The organism is Flavobacterium xueshanense (genome assembly GCF_900112975.1).
GTDB lineage: Bacteria > Bacteroidota > Bacteroidia > Flavobacteriales > Flavobacteriaceae > Flavobacterium > Flavobacterium xueshanense.
The window spans coordinates 370,764-389,715 of the sequence record NZ_FONQ01000001.1 but is presented as its reverse complement, the minus strand read 5'-3'; the positions used below and the strand labels follow the sequence as shown (position 1 = coordinate 389,715).

At 34.8% G+C, this 18,952-nt stretch carries 16 protein-coding genes and 1 pseudogene; 10 read left to right on the top strand and 7 right to left on the bottom strand.

Going from position 1 to position 18,952, the window contains the following annotated elements; genetic code table 11:
- Positions 1 to 8: 8 nt before the first annotated feature.
- Positions 9 to 398 carry a Rossmann-fold NAD(P)-binding domain-containing protein gene (locus BMZ76_RS01645; RefSeq protein WP_091202952.1) on the bottom strand — a complete coding sequence of 130 codons (390 nt, stop codon included), beginning with the start codon at positions 396 to 398 and terminating at the stop codon, positions 9 to 11.
- A 215-nt stretch (positions 399 to 613) separates the two neighbouring features.
- Between BMZ76_RS01645 and BMZ76_RS01640 the strand changes: the two genes are divergently transcribed.
- From BMZ76_RS01640 to queG, 10 genes are all read left to right on the top strand, one after another.
- Complete coding sequence (locus tag BMZ76_RS01640) at positions 614 to 1,948, top strand: c-type cytochrome (RefSeq protein WP_091202950.1); 1,335 nt, start codon at positions 614 to 616, stop codon at positions 1,946 to 1,948.
- Positions 1,949 to 1,977: 29 nt separating this feature from the next.
- The gene (locus BMZ76_RS01635) at positions 1,978 to 5,034 is read left to right on the top strand and encodes a TAT-variant-translocated molybdopterin oxidoreductase (protein ID WP_091202948.1); all 3,057 of its coding nucleotides are present in this window, start codon (positions 1,978 to 1,980) and stop codon (positions 5,032 to 5,034) included.
- A 37-nt stretch (positions 5,035 to 5,071) separates the two neighbouring features.
- The gene (nrfD, locus tag BMZ76_RS01630; RefSeq protein WP_091202945.1) at positions 5,072 to 6,475 is read left to right on the top strand and encodes an NrfD/PsrC family molybdoenzyme membrane anchor subunit; all 1,404 of its coding nucleotides are present in this window, start codon (positions 5,072 to 5,074) and stop codon (positions 6,473 to 6,475) included.
- Positions 6,468 to 6,992, top strand: coding sequence for a DUF3341 domain-containing protein (locus tag BMZ76_RS01625; RefSeq protein WP_091202943.1), 525 nt, complete (start codon positions 6,468 to 6,470; stop codon positions 6,990 to 6,992). Before nrfD ends, BMZ76_RS01625 begins: the two co-directional genes overlap by 8 nt.
- A 7-nt stretch (positions 6,993 to 6,999) precedes the next feature.
- Positions 7,000 to 7,545, top strand: a complete 546-nt coding sequence (locus BMZ76_RS01620; protein WP_091202940.1) for a cytochrome c — start codon at positions 7,000 to 7,002, stop codon at positions 7,543 to 7,545.
- Positions 7,546 to 7,572: 27 nt separating this feature from the next.
- Positions 7,573 to 9,048: a cation-translocating P-type ATPase gene (locus BMZ76_RS01615; RefSeq protein ID WP_091202938.1), complete on the top strand. Its 1,476-nt coding sequence runs from the start codon at positions 7,573 to 7,575 to the stop codon at positions 9,046 to 9,048.
- Between the two features lie 19 nt (positions 9,049 to 9,067).
- Complete coding sequence (locus tag BMZ76_RS01610; protein WP_091202936.1) at positions 9,068 to 10,225, top strand: cytochrome c oxidase subunit II; 1,158 nt, start codon at positions 9,068 to 9,070, stop codon at positions 10,223 to 10,225.
- A 28-nt stretch (positions 10,226 to 10,253) separates the two neighbouring features.
- Positions 10,254 to 12,050, top strand: coding sequence for a cytochrome c oxidase subunit I (locus BMZ76_RS01605; protein WP_091202933.1), 1,797 nt, complete (start codon positions 10,254 to 10,256; stop codon positions 12,048 to 12,050).
- A gap of 153 nt (positions 12,051 to 12,203) precedes the next feature.
- Positions 12,204 to 13,226 carry a Holliday junction branch migration DNA helicase RuvB gene (ruvB, locus tag BMZ76_RS01600; protein WP_091202930.1) on the top strand — a complete coding sequence of 341 codons (1,023 nt, stop codon included), beginning with the start codon at positions 12,204 to 12,206 and terminating at the stop codon, positions 13,224 to 13,226.
- A gap of 106 nt (positions 13,227 to 13,332) precedes the next feature.
- Positions 13,333 to 14,268 (top strand): tRNA epoxyqueuosine(34) reductase QueG, encoded by a 936-nt coding sequence (gene queG / locus BMZ76_RS01595; protein WP_091202928.1) that lies wholly within the window; start codon positions 13,333 to 13,335, stop codon positions 14,266 to 14,268.
- Positions 14,269 to 14,275: 7 nt separating this feature from the next.
- On the opposite strand, the gene BMZ76_RS01590 is transcribed toward queG, so the two are convergent.
- From BMZ76_RS01590 to BMZ76_RS16345, 6 genes and pseudogenes are all read right to left on the bottom strand, one after another.
- Positions 14,276 to 15,307, bottom strand: coding sequence for a LacI family DNA-binding transcriptional regulator (locus BMZ76_RS01590; RefSeq protein ID WP_091202925.1), 1,032 nt, complete (start codon positions 15,305 to 15,307; stop codon positions 14,276 to 14,278).
- 219 nt (positions 15,308 to 15,526) lie between these two features.
- Complete coding sequence (locus tag BMZ76_RS01585) at positions 15,527 to 16,546, bottom strand: LacI family DNA-binding transcriptional regulator (protein ID WP_091202923.1); 1,020 nt, start codon at positions 16,544 to 16,546, stop codon at positions 15,527 to 15,529.
- Positions 16,547 to 16,770: 224 nt separating this feature from the next.
- Positions 16,771 to 17,655: a carbohydrate kinase family protein gene (locus BMZ76_RS01580; RefSeq protein ID WP_091202920.1), complete on the bottom strand. Its 885-nt coding sequence runs from the start codon at positions 17,653 to 17,655 to the stop codon at positions 16,771 to 16,773.
- Positions 17,656 to 17,657: 2 nt separating this feature from the next.
- Positions 17,658 to 18,302: pseudogene (locus BMZ76_RS01575) on the bottom strand (MFS transporter); the annotation flags it as partial.
- A 19-nt stretch (positions 18,303 to 18,321) separates the two neighbouring features.
- Positions 18,322 to 18,648 (bottom strand): glycoside hydrolase family protein, encoded by a 327-nt coding sequence (locus tag BMZ76_RS01570; protein ID WP_317615041.1) that lies wholly within the window; start codon positions 18,646 to 18,648, stop codon positions 18,322 to 18,324.
- On the bottom strand, positions 18,641 to 18,841 hold the full coding sequence (locus BMZ76_RS16345; RefSeq protein WP_091202918.1) for a hypothetical protein: 201 nt from the start codon (positions 18,839 to 18,841) through the stop codon (positions 18,641 to 18,643). The genes BMZ76_RS01570 and BMZ76_RS16345 overlap by 8 nt, the downstream gene beginning before the upstream one ends.
- Positions 18,842 to 18,952: the final 111 nt, after the last annotated feature.

Sequence of the window (18,952 nt, the reverse complement as noted above, 5' to 3'; positions counted from 1 at the left end):
CATAATTTTTAGCTATTAGGTTTTATCAAATGCACATTACTGTATCTTTTACTGATTTCGATGAGGTTTCTTTCAGCTTCAATTCGTGTTTCAAAATTTCCAATCCAAACTTTATAAATGGGAGTGAAAAAGATAATGGTGCCATCTAATTCACTAAACTCTTGTCTAAATTGATTCAACGTGTTTTTAGCTTTTTCACTTTCGCCACTGAAAATTTGAATTTTATATCGGTCATTCGCAGCAATAGAAACATTGTTTTTTTTCTTTTCGTTTAATAATTGTTCAAATTTGGAGTCTTGTTTTATTGTAATATTTCCACCTTGTGCAATTGCGCTGAGGCTTGAAATACATAATGTAATAAAGATAAAAAAGACTTTTTGAATGGCTAAAATTCTCATAATGTGATTGTTTTTGTGCAAAAGTAATATTTAAGGAATGATGCTAAACGTCAAATGTTATTTAGAATAGATATAAATTGAAATTAAGATTATTTTAAGGTTTTGAGAATAGTTCTTAAGTCGTATTTTTGTGCAAGTTTTAAAATAACGGATCAGTTTTTATAGTTCATTTAGAAAAAACTGTGCCAAATTTTAGTAGATAATCTTTATACTATATGAAAAAGGTGGGTAACCATAATTCGATCACAAGGAAATTATTTCTGGGCTTAGCCTCATCGGTAATTTTCTCTTTAACTTCATTTGCTCAAGAAGCTGCTCCTGCAGTGACTGATGCAGCTGCGGCCCCTGCCGCGGTAACGGGTGGAGATGCTGTAAAAGGTAAAGAATTGTTCAATGCAAATTGTGCTGCATGTCATAAATTAGATGCCAAAGGTACAGGACCTGCTTTAAGAGGTGTAGCTGGTAAATATGATATGCCATGGCTTTACAAGTGGATTAAAAACAGTTCTGATTTGATTAAGTCTGGAGATCCTCAGGCTGTCAAGGTTTATGAAGAAAACAATAAGGCGGTGATGTCAGCTTTTCCTCAATTATCTAATGCTGATATTGATAATATTATTGCATACACATCAGAGCCAAAAGCGGAAGCGCCTGCACTAGCTGCTGGTAGCACTGAAGCGGTTCCTGGTACTGCTGCGTCAGACAGTGGAATTTCTAATAATATTATATTAGGTGCTTTAGCTCTTGTTATGATTATATTGGTGGTAATGTTGTTCTTGGTGAATCAAGTTTTAACAAAAGTTGCGAAAGCTAATGCCATCGTTATAACTCCAAAAACACCAACAACTCCGATTTGGAAAGCATTTGCCAGAAATCAATTTTTAGTCCTAGTCACTTCGGTATTTTTGCTTTTGGCTGGTGCTTATTTTATTTATGGGTATCTAATGCAAATTGGTGTAGATCAGAATTACGCTCCGATCCAGCCAATTCATTACTCGCATAGAATACATGCTGGAGACAATGAAATTAACTGTAAGTATTGCCATTCTGCGGCAAGAGTAAGTAAAAATGGTGGAATACCGTCTTTAAATGTTTGCATGAACTGCCATAAAAATATTGCGGAAGTCGCTGAATCTACAGCCACGCCGGAGTATAGCAAAGCTTTTTATGATGAGCAAATTCAAAAGTTGTATACTGCTGTTGGCTGGGATCAAACATCACAGACTTACACCGGCAAAACGCAACCTGTGAAGTGGGTTCGTATCCACAATTTGCCTGACTTTGTTTACTTTAACCACTCTCAACACGTAACTGTTGCCGGAATTGAGTGTCAAACATGTCACGGTCCTGTTCAGGAGTATGAAATCCAAAAACAGTTTGCTCCACTTACAATGAGTTGGTGTATTGATTGTCACAGAAAAACTGAGGTTAAGATGGAAGGCAATGAGTATTACACAAAAATTCATGATGAACTTTCTAAAAAATATGGCGTAGACAAGTTGACTGCGGCACAAATGGGAGGTTTGGAATGTGGTAAATGCCACTATTAATCAAATTATTAAGATTTTAATATTTATATATGTCATCAAACAAAAAATACTGGAAAAGTGTTGAAGAACTAGACAAAAATAGTTCTATTGTTGAGACGCTTAGAAATAACGAATTTGTTGAAGAAATTCCTACTGATGAATTTTTAGGAAATAATGACGCTTTGTCATCTTCGTCAACATCACGTCGTGATTTTTTAAAGTACGTTGGTTTTAGTACTGCGGCAGCTACGCTTGCAGCTTGCGAAGGTCCTGTGAACAAGTCTATACCTTATGTTCTTCAGCCGGAACAAATCATTCCCGGAGTGGCAGATTATTATGCAACTTCTGTTTTTGATGGATTTGATTTTGCTAATCTTTTAGTGAAAACTCGTGAAGGGCGTCCTATCAAAATAGATAATAATACTATTGCAGGAGCTAAGTTTAGTGCTAATGCAAGAATTCATGCTTCAATTCTTTCTTTGTATGATAGCATGCGTTTGAAAGAACCTAAAATTGAAGGTAAAATCTCAACTTGGTCTGCTGTCGATTCTAAAATTAAATCAAGTATAGCTGACGCCACTGCAAAAGGTGGTCAAGTAGTGCTTTTGACAAATACATTAGCGAGCCCGTCAACTGAAAAATTGATTGTCGAGTTTATTGGAAAAAATCCAAATGCCAAACATATTGTTTATGATGCGGTTTCTGAATCGGATGCCTTAGATGCTTTTGAAACGACGTACGGAGAAAGAGCGTTGGTTGATTATGATTTTTCAAAAGCCTCACTTATAGTTTCTGTTGGTGCTGATTTCCTTGGGGATTGGCAAGGTGGAGGGTATGATTCTGGCTACGCTAAAGGAAGAATTCCTAAAGCGGGTAAAATGTCTCGTCATTTCCAATTAGAAGCAAACATGACTTTGTCTGGTGCTGCTGCTGATAAGCGTTTGCCAATGTCTACGGCTAATCAGAAACAAGCATTAGTACATATTTATAATATCGTAACCGGTTCTTCTGTTGCAGTAAGTTTAGAAAATAAATTTAAAGCAGAAGTTACAAAAGCGGCTCAACAGTTAAAAGCTGCTGGTTCAAAAGGAGTTTTGGTATCTGGTATTCAAGACAAAAATGCTCAATTGTTAGTTTTGGCTATTAATCAAGTTTTGGCTAGTGAAGCTTTCAGTACTTCTGGCGTAAGACAAATCAGAAAAGGATCTGATGCAAAAGTGATTCAATTAATCAATGATATGAAAGCAGGAAGCGTTCATACTTTGATAATGAGTGGTGTTAATCCAGTTTATACTTTAGCAGATAGTGCTTCTTTTATTGAAGGACTCAAAAAAGTAAAGACGTCAGTGGCGTTTACTTTAAAAGAAGATGAAACGGCTTTAGTAAGTACTATCGCAGCAGCTGTTCCTCATTATTTAGAATCTTGGAATGATGTAAGTATCACGAAAGGAACTTACGGTATTACTCAGCCTACTATTCGCCCTCTTTTTACGACTAAACAATTTCAAGATGTATTGTTGTCTTTAAATGGAGTGACAGGTACATTCTATGATTATATTAAGACTAATGCATCCTCAATATTAACCGGTTCCTCTTGGAACAAAGTATTGCATGATGGTATTTACGTAGGTGTTATTCCTACTGTTTCTGCCGGTACTGCTGATTATAGCGCTGCAGCCAATGCTTTAGCAAATGCAAAAGCATTCCAAGGATTAGAACTTGTTTTATATACTAAAACAGGTATGGGCGATGGAAGGCAAGCTGAAAATCCTTGGTTGCAAGAGTTTCCTGATCCCATTACAAGAGTATCTTGGGATAACTATGTTACTGTATCGAATGCAGATGCGAAGCAATATGAACTTTCAAACGAAATTGTAGCAAATGGTGGTTTAAACGGAAGTTATGCTACTATTACGACTGCCGATGGAGTAAAATTAGAAAATGTTCCGGTAATTGTTCAGCCAGGTCAGGCTGTAGGAACAATAGGTTTAGCATTAGGTTATGGTCGTAAAGCGGCTATGAAAGAAGAAATGATGGTGGGTTTAAATGCCTACTCTTTATATAAAGGTTTTAATAATGTACAGTCTGTAACATTGGCGAAAGCTGGAGGAGAACATGAGTTTGCTTGTGTTCAAGGTCAAAAAACGTTGATGGGAAGAGGGGATATCATAAAAGAAACTTCTTTAGAGATTTTCAATACTAAAGATGCTCACGTTTGGAATGAACAACCAATGGTTTCTTTGGATCATAAAGAAGTGGAAGCAACTAAAGTAGATCTATGGGGTTCGTTCGATCGTTCAACGGGTCATCATTTTAATCTTTCGATTGACCTGAACGCGTGTACCGGTTGTGGTGCTTGTGTAATTGCTTGTCATGCAGAAAATAATGTTCCAGTTGTTGGAAAATCAGAAATTAGAAGAAGTCGTGATATGCACTGGTTGCGTATTGACAGATATTATTCTTCTGAAAGTACCTTTGAAGGCGATAACGAAAGAAAAGAAAATATTGCAGGTCTATCAAGTTCATTGTCGACATTTAATGAAATGGAAAAAGCGGGTGATAACCCACAGGTTTCTTTTCAACCAGTAATGTGTCAACATTGTAATCATGCACCTTGTGAAACGGTTTGTCCAGTCGCTGCGACTTCACACTCTCGTCAAGGTCAGAACCACATGGCTTATAACAGATGTGTTGGAACACGTTATTGCGCTAACAACTGTCCTTATAAAGTGCGTCGTTTTAACTGGTTCTTGTACAACAAAAACAGTGAATTCGATTATCATATGAATGACGATTTAGGACGTATGGTATTGAATCCAGATGTTAATGTTCGTTCTCGTGGAGTTATGGAAAAATGTTCAATGTGTATTCAAATGACCCAAGCTACAATTTTGAAAGCTAAAAACGATGGAAAAGCAATTGTTGATGGTGAATTTCAAACGGCATGTTCAAATGCTTGTTCTAATGGGGCAATGAAATTTGGCGATATAAATGATAAAGAAGGCGTAGTATCTAAATTAGCTACTGATGAAAGGATGTATCATTTATTGGAGCATGTTGGAACAAAACCAAATGTGATTTATCACGTCAAAGTTAGAAATACCTAGTACAAAAATAATTAATTAAGAATCAATATTAAGGATTATGTCGTCTCACTACGAAGCAACCATTAGAAAACCCTTAGTTATAGGTGATAAAACTTATCACGATGTAACTGTAGATGTAGCCGCGCCTGTGGAAGGTAAAGCAAACAAACATTGGTGGATTGTGTTTTCAATTGCATTAATAGCCTTCCTTTGGGGACTTGGCTGTATAATTTACACCGTATCTACAGGTATTGGAACATGGGGTTTAAATAAAACTGTTGGATGGGCTTGGGATATCACGAACTTTGTTTGGTGGGTTGGTATCGGTCACGCGGGAACTCTTATCTCTGCGGTGTTATTACTTTTTCGTCAGCGTTGGAGAATGGCGATTAACCGTTCTGCAGAAGCAATGACAATTTTCTCTGTTATCCAGGCAGGTTTATTTCCAATCATCCACATGGGACGTCCATGGTTAGCGTATTGGGTTTTGCCAATTCCAAATCAATTTGGTTCTCTTTGGGTTAACTTTAACTCGCCATTACTTTGGGACGTGTTTGCAATTTCAACGTATCTTTCGGTTTCATTAGTATTCTGGTGGACTGGATTACTACCTGATTTTGCGATGTTACGTGATAGAGCTATTACACCTTTTAATAAAAGAGTGTATTCTATATTAAGTTTTGGATGGAGCGGTAGAGCAAAAGACTGGCAACGTTTTGAAGAAGTATCTTTGGTGCTTGCAGGTTTAGCTACACCACTAGTGCTTTCAGTGCATACTATTGTATCGATGGACTTTGCTACCTCGGTTATTCCAGGATGGCATACTACAATTTTCCCTCCATACTTTGTTGCTGGAGCGGTTTTCTCAGGATTTGCAATGGTAAATACTTTGCTTATTATTATGAGAAAAGTATCTAATCTGGAAGCTTACATAACAGTTCAACATATTGAATTGATGAATATCGTGATTATGATTACGGGTTCTATTGTTGGGGTTGCCTATATCACTGAATTATTTGTTGCATGGTATTCTGGCGTAGAATATGAACAATATGCGTTCTTAAACAGAGCTACAGGACCTTACTGGTGGGCCTATTGGTCAATGATGACATGTAATGTTTTTTCTCCACAGTTTATGTGGTTCAAAAAATTAAGAACAAGTATCATGTTCTCGTTTATAATTTCGATAGTTGTAAATATTGGAATGTGGTTTGAGAGATTTGTGATCATTGTAACTTCGTTACATAGAGACTATTTACCATCTTCTTGGACGATGTTTTCACCTACATTTGTTGACATTGGTATTTTCATCGGAACGATAGGTTTCTTTTTTGTATTGTTTTTATTATATTCGAGAACATTCCCTGTAATTGCACAGGCAGAGATAAAAACGATTTTGAAAGGGACTGGAGATAATTACAAAAGAGTAAGAGAAGCAAATAAAGATTTACATCATGAGTAATAAAGTAATATACGCCATTTATAATGACGATGATATTTTGATGGATGCGGTGAAGAAAACCAGAGCTGCTCATCATCATATTGAAGAAGTTTTTACTCCATTTCCGGTTCACGGTTTGGACAAAGCTATGGGAATTGCACCGACAAGATTAGCAATTTGCGCTTTTCTATATGGTTGTGTTGGACTGGCAGTAGCTACAGCTATGATGAATTATATCATGATTCAAGATTGGCCGCAGGATATTGGCGGTAAGCCTAGTTTCAGTTACATTGAAAATATGCCGGCGTTTGTGCCGATCATGTTTGAGCTTACTGTATTTTTTGCTGCCCATCTTATGGTTATTACTTTTTATATGAGAAGTAAACTATGGCCTTTTAAAGATGCAGAGAATCCAGATGTAAGAACCACGGATGACCATTTTTTAATGGAAGTGGCTGTAAATGATAATGAAGAAGAATTGATTTCTTTTTTTCAAAGTACGGGTGCTGTAGAAGTTAAAGTAATAGATAAGCATTAATATAGATATGAAAAGCGTATATAAAATAACACTTTTATTTGGTTTTACTATTTTAGTTTCATCATGCCATAATAATGCGGCACCAAACTATCAGTATTTTCCAAATATGTATGAATCAGTAGGGTATGAAACTTATGCTGAATCGAATGCATTTAAAAATGGTAAAGAAGGACAGCTTCCTGCTGAAGGAAGTTTAGATAGAGGTACTGAGCCATATGAATACGAAAATTCTACCGCTGGATATGAGTTGGCTAAAGCGAATCTTAAATCTCCACTGGATTCTTTGAGCAGAGACGCTGAAAAAGGCGCAGCCCTTTTTGAAATATATTGTATCAGTTGTCATGGTGCTTCTGGAAATGGTAAAGGAAAGCTTGTAGAAAGAGAAAAATTTCTGGGTGTTCCTAGTTATAAAGATAGAGTTATCACTGAAGGAAGTATTTTTCACGTAATAACTTATGGTTTAAATTCAATGGGTTCCCATGCAAACCAATTGAGTGCCGATGAACGTTGGTTAGTTACTGACTATGTTCTAAAACTAAAAAGCGAATTATAATTGTTGAACAAACTGATCGTAATAGATATGTATACATTTTCAAGTAAATTAAAAACTCTTTCTTTCATCTTAATGGCCGTAGGTATATTAGGAATTGGATATGGTTTTTTAACTGCACCAAAAGATATTCAAGACGTTGAAAAACTTCTTGCAGCCGAAAGTCATGGTGGACATGGCGAAGCAAAACACGAAGGGACTACTTCAGCCGAATCGTCGCATGAAGTTGCTGTTGGCCGTGGAGAAGCTAGCGAAGACAAAAAAATGGTGGAATCTACAGCAGTAGTTAGTCCAATTGTTGATTCGACGAAAGTTGACACAGCGAAAGTTATTGAGGAAACTCAAGTTGAGTCGGTTGTAAAAAAGGAAGGTCATGAGGTTAGTGAAGAGACTGAACATAAAGAACATTTGAATCATGTTCTGCACCAGTTACAAAATAAACCATGGTCTGCTTTGTATGTTGCTTGTATATTCTTTATGCTTGTTTCATTAGGGGTTTTAGTTTTTTATGCAATTCAACAAGTCGCGCAAGCCGGATGGTCTCCAGTTTTATTCAGAGTTATGCAAGGTATAACGGCATATTTACCAGTGGGTTCACTTATCTTTTTTGTAATTTTAATATTGTGTGGATTACATTTGAATCACATTTTTATATGGTTAGATCCTGAAGTTGTTGCGAATGATAAATTAATTGCGAACAAATCAAGTTATTTAAATTTCCCTTTTTGGATTGTTAGAGCTGCTATATTTTTGACGGGTTGGAGTTTATACCAATATTTTTCTAGAAAAAATTGTTTGGCACAAGATGAGGCAAATGATGATCTTAATTACAAAAAGAACTTTAAGCTTTCAGCAATGTTTCTTGTGTTTTTTATCGTTTCTGAATCTATAATGTCTTGGGACTGGATAATGTCAATCGATCCGCACTGGTTTAGTACATTGTTTGGTTGGTATGTTTTTTCTAGCTTTTTTGTAAGTGCTATAACTACTATTGCTTTGGTTACTTTGTACTTGAAATCAAGAGGATTTTTAGAGTATGTTAATACAAGTCATATTCATGATTTAGCGAAATTCATGTTTGGTTTTAGTGTTTTTTGGACCTATTTATGGTTTTCACAGTACATGTTGATATGGTACGCAAATATTCCTGAAGAGGTGACGTATTTTATTACCAGAATTGAATTGTACAATCTTCCATTTTTTGGTGCTGTTGTAATGAATTTTTTATTCCCTTTATTGATATTAATCAATACAGATTTTAAAAGAATTACTTGGGTATTAGTTATGGCAGGAGTTGTAATATTAGCTGGCCATTATATTGATTTCTTTAATATGATTATGCCGGGAACTGTAGGAGACAGATGGTTTATAGGTATATCAGAAATAGCATCCGTTCTTTTCTTCTTAGGATTATTTATATATGTTGTTTTCACAGCATTAACTAAATCACCTTTGTTGGCAAAAAGAAATCCTTTTATAGAAGAAAGTAAACATTTTCATTATTAATATTTAAAGAAAAAAACAGATGACAAGTTTGTTGGTAATTATAGTTTTAGTTTTATTAGCTGTTGCTTTATGGCAATTGACTAAAATATTCGATCTGACGCAAGTTGGTTCCAATTCAGATAGTTCGGAAGTAGCTACAGATAACGACAATAACGTTCAAGGTTATTTGATGTTTGGGTTTTTAGCTTTCATTTATATTTTTTCAATTTATGGATTGTTTAAATGGGGACCTCTAGTTCTTCACACACCTGCCTCTGCACATGGTGGTGAAGTAGATAACTTGATGAATATTACATGGGTTCTTATCTTTATAGTACAGGCTGTTACTCAAGTGTTATTGCATTACTTTGCGTTCAAATACAGAGGTAAAAAAGATCAAAAAGCGCTTTATTTTGCTGATAATAATAAGTTAGAAGCTATTTGGAGTGTTATTCCGGCGGTTGTTTTAGCAGGTTTGATTCTTTATGGACTTTTTGCTTGGACAAATATTATGTTTGTTGATGAAGATGAAGATACTATTGTTATAGAATTGTATGCACAACAGTTTAACTGGAAAGCAAGATATTCAGGGAATGATAATGTATTAGGTAAGGCTAATGTCAGATTTATTGAAGGAGCGAACGCTGTCGGAGTTGATTTAGCTGATCCATATTCACAAGATGATATTGTAGTAACTGAATTGCATATCCCTAAAGGTAAAAAAATCCTTTTTAAAATGCGTTCTCAAGATGTTTTGCATTCAGCTTACATGCCTCACTTTAGAGCTCAAATGAACTGTGTTCCAGGTATGGTTACTCAATTTGCTTTTGAACCTATTTATACAACAACAGAATATAGAGAATTACCTTTTATGGTAGAAAAAGTGGCTAACATTAATGCTTTGAGATCTAAGAAGAGTATTGATTTAGTTGCGAAGGGTGAAACTGCTTTAGATCCTTATACTTTTGATTACTTATTGCTTTGTAATAAAATTTGTGGAGCATCACATTACAACATGCAAATGAAAATTATTGTAGATACACCTGAAGACTATAAAGCATGGTTGAAAGATAAGGCTACTATCGTAAGCGAAGTAAAAGCTGCTTTGGCTGAACCTGCTACAATTGATGGAAAAACTGTCACAGATTCTACAAAAGGAAAAGATACTGCAGCAGCTGTTGTAACGGCTATGAAATAATTAACAAGAAAATTTAAAGTAAACATATATGTCAGCAGAAGGTCACGATCACACAATAGATCACGAACACGAACATCACCATAAAGACACTTTTATTACTAAATATATCTTTAGTATCGATCATAAAATGATTGCCAAGCAATACTTAATTACGGGTATTTTCATGGGTATTATAGGAGTTGGAATGTCTATGTTATTTAGAATGCAATTGGCATGGCCAGAAGAGTCATTTAGGATTTTTAATATACTACTTGGTGATAAATGGGCTCCAAACGGAGTAATGACAAATGATATTTACCTTTCATTGGTTACCATACATGGAACAATAATGGTATTTTTTGTTCTTACAGCGGCTTTAAGTGGAACATTTAGTAACTTATTGATTCCACTGCAAATTGGAGCAAGAGATATGGCATCAGGATTCATGAATATGATTTCCTATTGGCTATTCTTTTTATCAAGTGTTATAATGATAAGTTCATTATTTATTGAGTCAGGGCCAGCGAATTCCGGATGGACAATTTATCCTCCTCTGAGTGCGTTGCCACAAGCGATATCTGGTTCAGGTTTAGGTATGACTTTATGGTTGATTTCTATGGCAATATTTATCGCTTCATCATTAATGGGGTCGTTGAATTATGTTGTGACGGTTATTAATCTTAGAACAAAAGGAATGTCAATGACAAGGTTGCCACTTACAATTTGGGCTTTCTTCGTTACTGCTATTATCGGTATAGTTTCTTTTCCGGTTCTTTTATCTGCGGCTTTATTGTTGATTTTTGATAGAAGTTTTGGAACTTCGTTTTTCTTGTCTGATATTTATATTGCTGGAGAAGTGTTACATTATCAAGGTGGTTCACCAGTATTGTTCGAACACTTATTTTGGTTTTTAGGGCATCCTGAAGTTTATATCGTTTTATTACCAGCTTTGGGTATTACTTCTGAAGTGATTGCGACAAATTCGCGCAAACCAATTTTTGGTTACAGAGCGATGATTATGTCAATAATTGCAATTGCATTTCTATCGACTATTGTTTGGGGTCACCACATGTTTGTCTCTGGAATGAATCCGTTTTTAGGATCTGTATTTACTTTTACTACATTATTAATTGCTATTCCATCGGCAGTAAAAGCTTTTAATTACATAACCACATTGTGGAAAGGAAATTTACAGTTGAATCCTGCTATGCTGTTTTCTATTGGATTAGTTTCTACATTCATTACAGGGGGTTTAACAGGAATTATTCTTGGTGATAGTACTTTGGATATCAATGTCCATGATACTTATTTCGTTGTTGCTCACTTTCATTTGGTAATGGGTATTTCTGCTCTTTATGGTATGTTCGCCGGAATCTATCACTGGTTCCCAAGAATGTTTGGAAGAATGTTAAACAAGAACCTTGGTTATGTACACTTTTGGGTTACTGCAATCTGTGCTTATGGAGTTTTCTTCCCAATGCACTTTATCGGATTAGCTGGTTTACCAAGACGTTATTACACAAACACAAACTTTCCGTTATTTGATGATTTGCAAAACGTAAACGTTTTGATTACAACATTTGCTTTAATTGGTGGAGCTTTTCAATTGGTTTTCTTATACAACTTTTTCGTTAGTATTTTCTACGGTAAAAAATCTGTAATGAATCCATGGAAATCGAATACACTTGAGTGGACTGCTCCAGTAGAACACATTCACGGTAACTGGCCTGGTGAAATTCCTCACGTTTATCGTTGGCCTTATGACTACAGTAATCCAGCACACGATGTAGATTTTGTACCTCAAAATGTTCCGATGAAAGAAGGAGAAGAAGTTTTACACCACTAAAACATAATGATAAGCCTCTGCGAAAGTAGAGGCTTTTTTATACTTTTTATTTTGTTTACCAAAGTGCTATCATTTCACTCATTTACTTTTTAATTTTTATAGCATTTAAAATTTAAAATTTATAATTCAAAATTGCTTCGCTATCTTTGTTACATGAATGAAAATTTAGATCCAACATCAAACGGTTATAATTCGGAAGAGCTTGATCTTGAAAAAAAATTAAGGCCGCTTTCTTTTGATGATTTTGCAGGACAGGAACAAATTTTAGAAAACTTGAAAGTTTTTGTTCAAGCGGCAAATCAACGAAATGAAGCGCTTGATCATACGCTTTTTCACGGTCCTCCAGGTTTAGGAAAAACTACATTAGCTAATATCCTTGCTAATGAATTACAAGTGGGTATCAAAATTACTTCTGGTCCAGTTTTAGATAAACCGGGAGATTTGGCAGGTTTATTGACTAACCTTGAAGAAAGAGACGTTTTATTCATTGATGAAATTCATCGTTTGAGTCCGATTGTAGAAGAATATTTGTATTCCGCAATGGAGGATTTCAAAATTGATATTATGATTGAATCAGGACCAAATGCAAGAACAGTGCAAATTAATTTAAATCCATTTACATTAATTGGAGCCACGACACGTTCTGGTCTATTAACCGCTCCCATGAGAGCTCGTTTTGGAATTTCCTCCCGTTTACAATATTATACTACAGAGTTATTAACCACTATCGTGGAAAGAAGTGCTACCATATTTAAAATGCCAATATCAATGGAAGCAGCTATAGAAATTGCAGGAAGAAGCAGAGGAACACCACGTATCGCTAATGCATTGTTGCGTCGTGTACGCGATTTTGCCCAGATAAAAGGAAATGGAACAATTGACATAGAAATTGCCCGTTATGCCTTAAAAGCGCTTAATGTAGATGCTCATGGTCTGGATGAAATGGATAATAAAATTCTTACTACAATTATCGATAAATTCAAGGGCGGACCGGTTGGTTTAACTACTTTGGCAACAGCGGTATCCGAAAGTAGCGAAACAATTGAGGAAGTTTATGAGCCGTTTTTGATTCAGGAAGGATTTATTATGAGAACACCTCGAGGTAGGGAGGTTACCGATAAAGCCTACAAGCATTTAGGGAAATTAAAGACAAATATGCAAGGCGGTTTATTCTAATTTTTAAGAGCTATTTCCTGCTATTCGCTATATCCGCGCAGAAAAAGCGCGGGATGCCGCTGCTATCAGCGCTAGGGAGTTCCATTTATCAACTTCTATTTTTTTAATTATCAACCACAAGACTACATACACGCAATTTATTAAATCCGAAGCGCAACGCCTCGGTTTTCTATCTTGTGGAATTTCCAAAGCCGGTTTCTTGGAACAGGAAGCGCCACGTTTAGAAAACTGGTTAAATAATAACAGAAACGGCCAAATGTCTTTTATGGAAAACCACTTTGACAAGCGTCTAAATCCAACTTTATTGGTCGATGATGCCAAAAGTATTGTTTCACTGTTGCTTAATTATTACCCTGAAGAACTACAATCCCGAAGCGTGGGAACTGATTCTTATAAAATTTCAAAGTATGCGTATGGACAGGATTACCATTTTGTAATTAAAGAAAAGTTAAAAGAGTTTTTAACTTCCATTCAATCAACAATTGGAGAAGTTTCTGGACGTGCCTTTGTCGATTCCGCACCAGTACTCGATAAGGCTTGGGCTGCCAAAAGTGGCTTAGGCTGGATAGGTAAAAACAGTAATTTACTGACTCAAAAAGTTGGTTCTTTTTACTTTATTGCGGAACTCATCATCGATTTAGATTTAGACTATGATAACCCCATAACGGATCATTGTGGAACTTGTACCGCTTGCATTGACGCCTGTCCTACGGAGGCGATAGTTGCACCTTATGTGGTTGACGGCAGTAAATGCATTTCCTATTTTACGATTGAATTAAAAGAAAATATTCCTCAGGAAATGAAAGGTAAGTTTGATGATTGGGCTTTTGGTTGTGATGTTTGTCAGGATGTTTGTCCTTGGAACAAGTTTTCAAAACCACATAATGAACCTCTTTTTAACCCAAATCCAGAATTACTTTCGATGTCTAAGAAAGACTGGATGGAACTAACCGAAGAAACATTTAAAGTAGTTTTTAAAAATTCGCCATTAAAGAGAGCAAAGTTTCAAGGCATAAAAAGAAATATAGATTTTCTAAAATAACGGTATCTTAAATTTCACTTTTATTTGAAGATTTTCTTACGATAACCTTAGTTTCCAGTTCTATAGTTCTTGGAGTAAAAGGAATCCCTTCTTTATGGCAATTCATTTCTTCTAATAATAAATTAAAAGATTCAATTCCCATTTGATGACTTGGCTGATCTACAGTGCTTAATTTAGGAGTTAGCACTTGTGACATAAACCAATTACTAAAGCCAATTACTGCTATTTGTTCTGGTACTTTGATTTTATTTTCATTGAAATAAGCCAGTGCGCCGACCGCAACTAAGTCTGTAATGGCAAAAACACCATCTACGTCAGAATGTTCAGTAATAATTTGTTTAGCAAAATTTCTTCCTTCTTCAAAAGTTACGTATTCACAAGTATAAACTAATTTAGTATCAAAAGGGATTTTGTTACTTTCTAACGCTTTTTTATAGCCAATGTAACGGTCTATGGCGTTTTGAGGATTCAATGGTCCACGAATATGAGCGATTTTTTTGCAGCCATTATCAATTAAGTGCTGGACAGCATTAAAGGCTGCTTTCTGGTCATCAATTATCACTTTCGAGCATTTAGAAAGCTTGGCAATCTTGTCAAACATCACAAAAGGAATGTTTCTATTTATAATTTCCTGGATGTGACCGTCGTTGTTAGATTCATTCGAAAGTGACATAATTATGCCATCGACTCTCTTGTTTATGAGTAATTCTACTTGTTTTTTTTCCAAAGCTAAAGTTTCATTGGATTGCAAAATGATGACAAGATATCCGTTTTTCTCTGCTTCGTTAATAATGGCATTTACCACATTCGAAAAAAAGTGATGCACCACTTCAGGGATTATTAAACCAATAGTTTTTGACTCTTTTGTTCTTAAATTTACGGCAAAACTATTAGGGGTATAATTTAATTTCTGAGCAAGTTCGATTACCGAGTCCTTAGTTTTTTTACTAACATCGGGATAATTTTTTAGCGCTTTTGAAACAGTAGTTATCGAAATTCCCAGTTTAGTTGCAATTTCTTTAAGAGTAATATCTTTCATGAATCGAATTTCTACGTATTTAATTTTTGGAAAATAATTTGAGAAATGACTTTTTAAGTTTTCTGATGTTTACTAGAAACGACTTTTACTTTAAATATTCGTTACCAAGATATTAATTTTTATCTTAATTGTACTTTTTTTATCAAAATAAACAAATTAATATCGATTCGTTATATAAAATAAAGAAGAGCAAGATTATTACCAAAGAATCCGATTTTGTTATGTTGATTCTCTTTCAATGATGGTGGTTTCTAATTCAATTGACTGAAAAATTACGGGTAAATTTTTCTTTTTTTGATTGATTTCGTCAAATAGAATTGATGCTGATCTTCTTCCAATTTCAAAACCAGGTTGGTCAATTGAGGAGAGTTTTGGGGAGATAACGCTCGACATAAACCAATTGCTGAAACCTAAAACAGCGATGCGTTGTGGAATTGAAATCTCTTTTTCATTAAAGTATTTAATGATTCCAATGGCAACTAAATCTGTAACGGCAAAAATAGCGTCGATTTTAGGGTGCTCGTCTATTACTTTTTTAGCATTTTCATAACCATCTTCAAAATCGGTGTTGTTGTCACACACATAAACAAGAGATGAATCATATTGAATTCCGTTATCTTCGAGTGCTTTTTTGTATCCTAAAAACCTATCGATAGCATTTTGTGGAAGATAAGAGCCTCTAAAGTGCGCTATTTTTTTGTAGCCTTTTTTTATAAGATAACAAACGGCATCATACGCTGCTTTTTTATCATTAATGGTTACTTTGGAACAGTTTACAAGCTTTGCAATTTTATCAAAAAGTACCAGTGGAGTCTTGTAAGCAATAATCGATTTTAAATGTTCAAAATCACCAGTTTCATTAGACAAAGACATCAAAATACCATCTACTCTTTTGTTCAATAATAAATCGATTTGTTTTTTTTCAAACTCTAATTTTTCATTGGATTGTAAAATGATAACCAAGTAATCCCGCTTTTCAGCTTCTTCCAGAATTCCTTTGATTACATTTGAAAAAAAATCATGAACAAGCGTAGGGATTATCAATCCTATAGTTTTTGATTCTTTCGTTCTAAGGTTTACTGCAAAACTATTTGGAGTATAATTAAGTTTTTTAGCAAGTTCAATAACCGCTTTTTTTGTTTTTTCGCTAACGTCTGAATATCCTTTTAATGACTTTGAAACTGTGGTTATTGAAATCCCTAGTTGAGCGGCAATTTCTTTGAGAGTGGGATTATTCATAGTTCAATATTCTGTTTGTAAAAGCCAAAAAAACTGTTTTTTGAAAACGAATTTACAATTTATTTATTGTAAATCATTTTTCAAAAAACAGTTTGGTATACTTTTGTCAGTTTTAAAAAAAATGATGAATTTAATACAGAGTAATAGAGTGATTACTAATTAATGGAAAATTCTATTAGAAAGTTCTTATTATTTGATCCCTTTACAATTATTTAAAATAGCATTTAGGTATTCATAAAATCATTGATTTCTCGATTGGAAATTTTTGGATTTGCCCCTTCGTTTTTTGCTACAATCGCCACTAAAGCACAAGCAAAATCAATTGCCTCCTGTGGATTAGCATCAGCTAAAAGTTTAGAAAGTAATCCTGCCAAAAAGGAATCTCCGGTACCTACCGTATCGACAACATTAATTTTGTAACCACTTTTGTTGTACATTTTTTCATTGTAATACAAAACCGCACCATGACTTCCTTTGGTTACACAAATGTGTTTTGTGTTCGTCTGCTCTGCAATAAAAACTATGTTTTGTTCCAATGAATGATAGGGGGAATTCAAAAAAGCACTTATTTCATACAACCCATCAGCATTGAAATTTATAAAATCAGACTGCATCATCAAATCAATCAGTATTATCTTGGTGTAAAAAGGAGCACGTAAATTAACATCGCAAACAGCGTATTTTGCATAATTCATCATTTTTAATAGTGATTCATGTGAATCGGAATCTCTACATACAAGGGCGCCAAAAACAATTGCATCCGCTTTTTTGAGCGTGATTTTGTCTTCTGGAATGCAAATAATTTTATCCCAGGGAACCGGATAATTAATGGTGTATGAAGCAGAACCTTTTTCGTTCAATTGAACAATAACTTGTCCGGTAGATAAGTTTTCGTCTATTTGAATCGTATCGGTATCAACTCCGTTTTTTTCAATAAAAGCGAGGAGTTCTTTTCCGATTTCATCCTTTCCAATTCGGCTGATTATTTGAGCATTTATCCCAAGTGATGCGAGTCTTAATGCGACATTTAATGGTGCACCGCCAATTTTTCTATGTGTTGGGAAAACATCAAACAAAACTTTCCCGAAACAGATTATTTTTTTGGTCATGATTATTCGTTTTTTGATAAACTTTCAGATAGTTCTTCCAATGTCCTTCCTTTGGTTTCCGGCAATTTTGTAAATACCCAAAGCAATGGGAAAACCATCATAATACAGAAGATGGCAAAAACGGTTGTTGTTCCAATTTCTTTAAATAAAAATGGAATAAAAGAGGGAATTAAAGCCGCTAAAATCCAATGAACCGAGGTGCTAAAAGAAGTTCCGGCGGCTCTTAATTTATTAGGGAATAATTTAGAAATAAATACCAAAATTACAGCTCCCTGACCTACGGCATGGCAAGCTATAAATAGGAATAAAAATATTGGAACAGCCATTCCTTTCCATTCAAAATAAAAAGCGGTTGTTACTAATCCCAAAGAAATGATGTATCCTACAGAACCCAAATACATAAGTGTTTTTCTTCCGTATTTGTCAATTAGCGATATTCCAATCATGGTAAATATTAAATTAATCACTCCAATTCCGATACTACTCAAAAAAGAAGCTGATTTCTCTAATCCGGCCAATTCAAAAATTCGGGGAGCACAATATAAGAAGGCATTAATTCCGAACAGTTGATTGAAAAATGTAATAGAAAACGCCAAGAGTAATGGTTTTCTGTATTTTGCCATGAAAATAGATTCGTTTTTTACTTCAACCATGTTTCACCTTCATCTAAACTGTAAGCCAAACCTTGCGTTTGATAATCCGTTTTGGCCGCTTTTTCGCCTGCCATGTCGTAGTAGGTGAAATCGCTATCATCGGCGGATTTTCAGTTGTTCCCAAACCGGAGGTGTTATTTAGATTTACAACCGCGCTTCCTGAAAATATCATTCCTACTGTATCAGGAAATAAAGCAATTTTTTTATTTGTCCAATGAATTAAATCGCTGCTGTTAGCGTGCCCCCAATGAATTGGTCCCCAGACAATATCGTCCGGGTAATATTGGTAAAATAAATGATAAATCCCTTTGTAGAAAACCATACCGTTCATGTCATTCATCCATTTTTTTTGGTAAAAAATGAAATTGAGGTCTAAACCACTCTTTGTATTTCTGTGAGGAATCAATTTTTATTTTTTCAGATACGTCAATCGCAATGGTTGTACTGCCGTCTTCTTTTTTACAAGAAAGCAAGAATAATGTACTTCCAAATAGGGAAAAAATTAATAGTATGTTGGTTGCGAATTTTATCAAAAAAAGAATTTATTGTTATGTTGTCTCTATAAAAATAGAATTCTATTTTATACTAATTTAAAATCGTATCACTAAAAACGTTTTCGGTAAGTCGAAAACGTTTTCGAATTG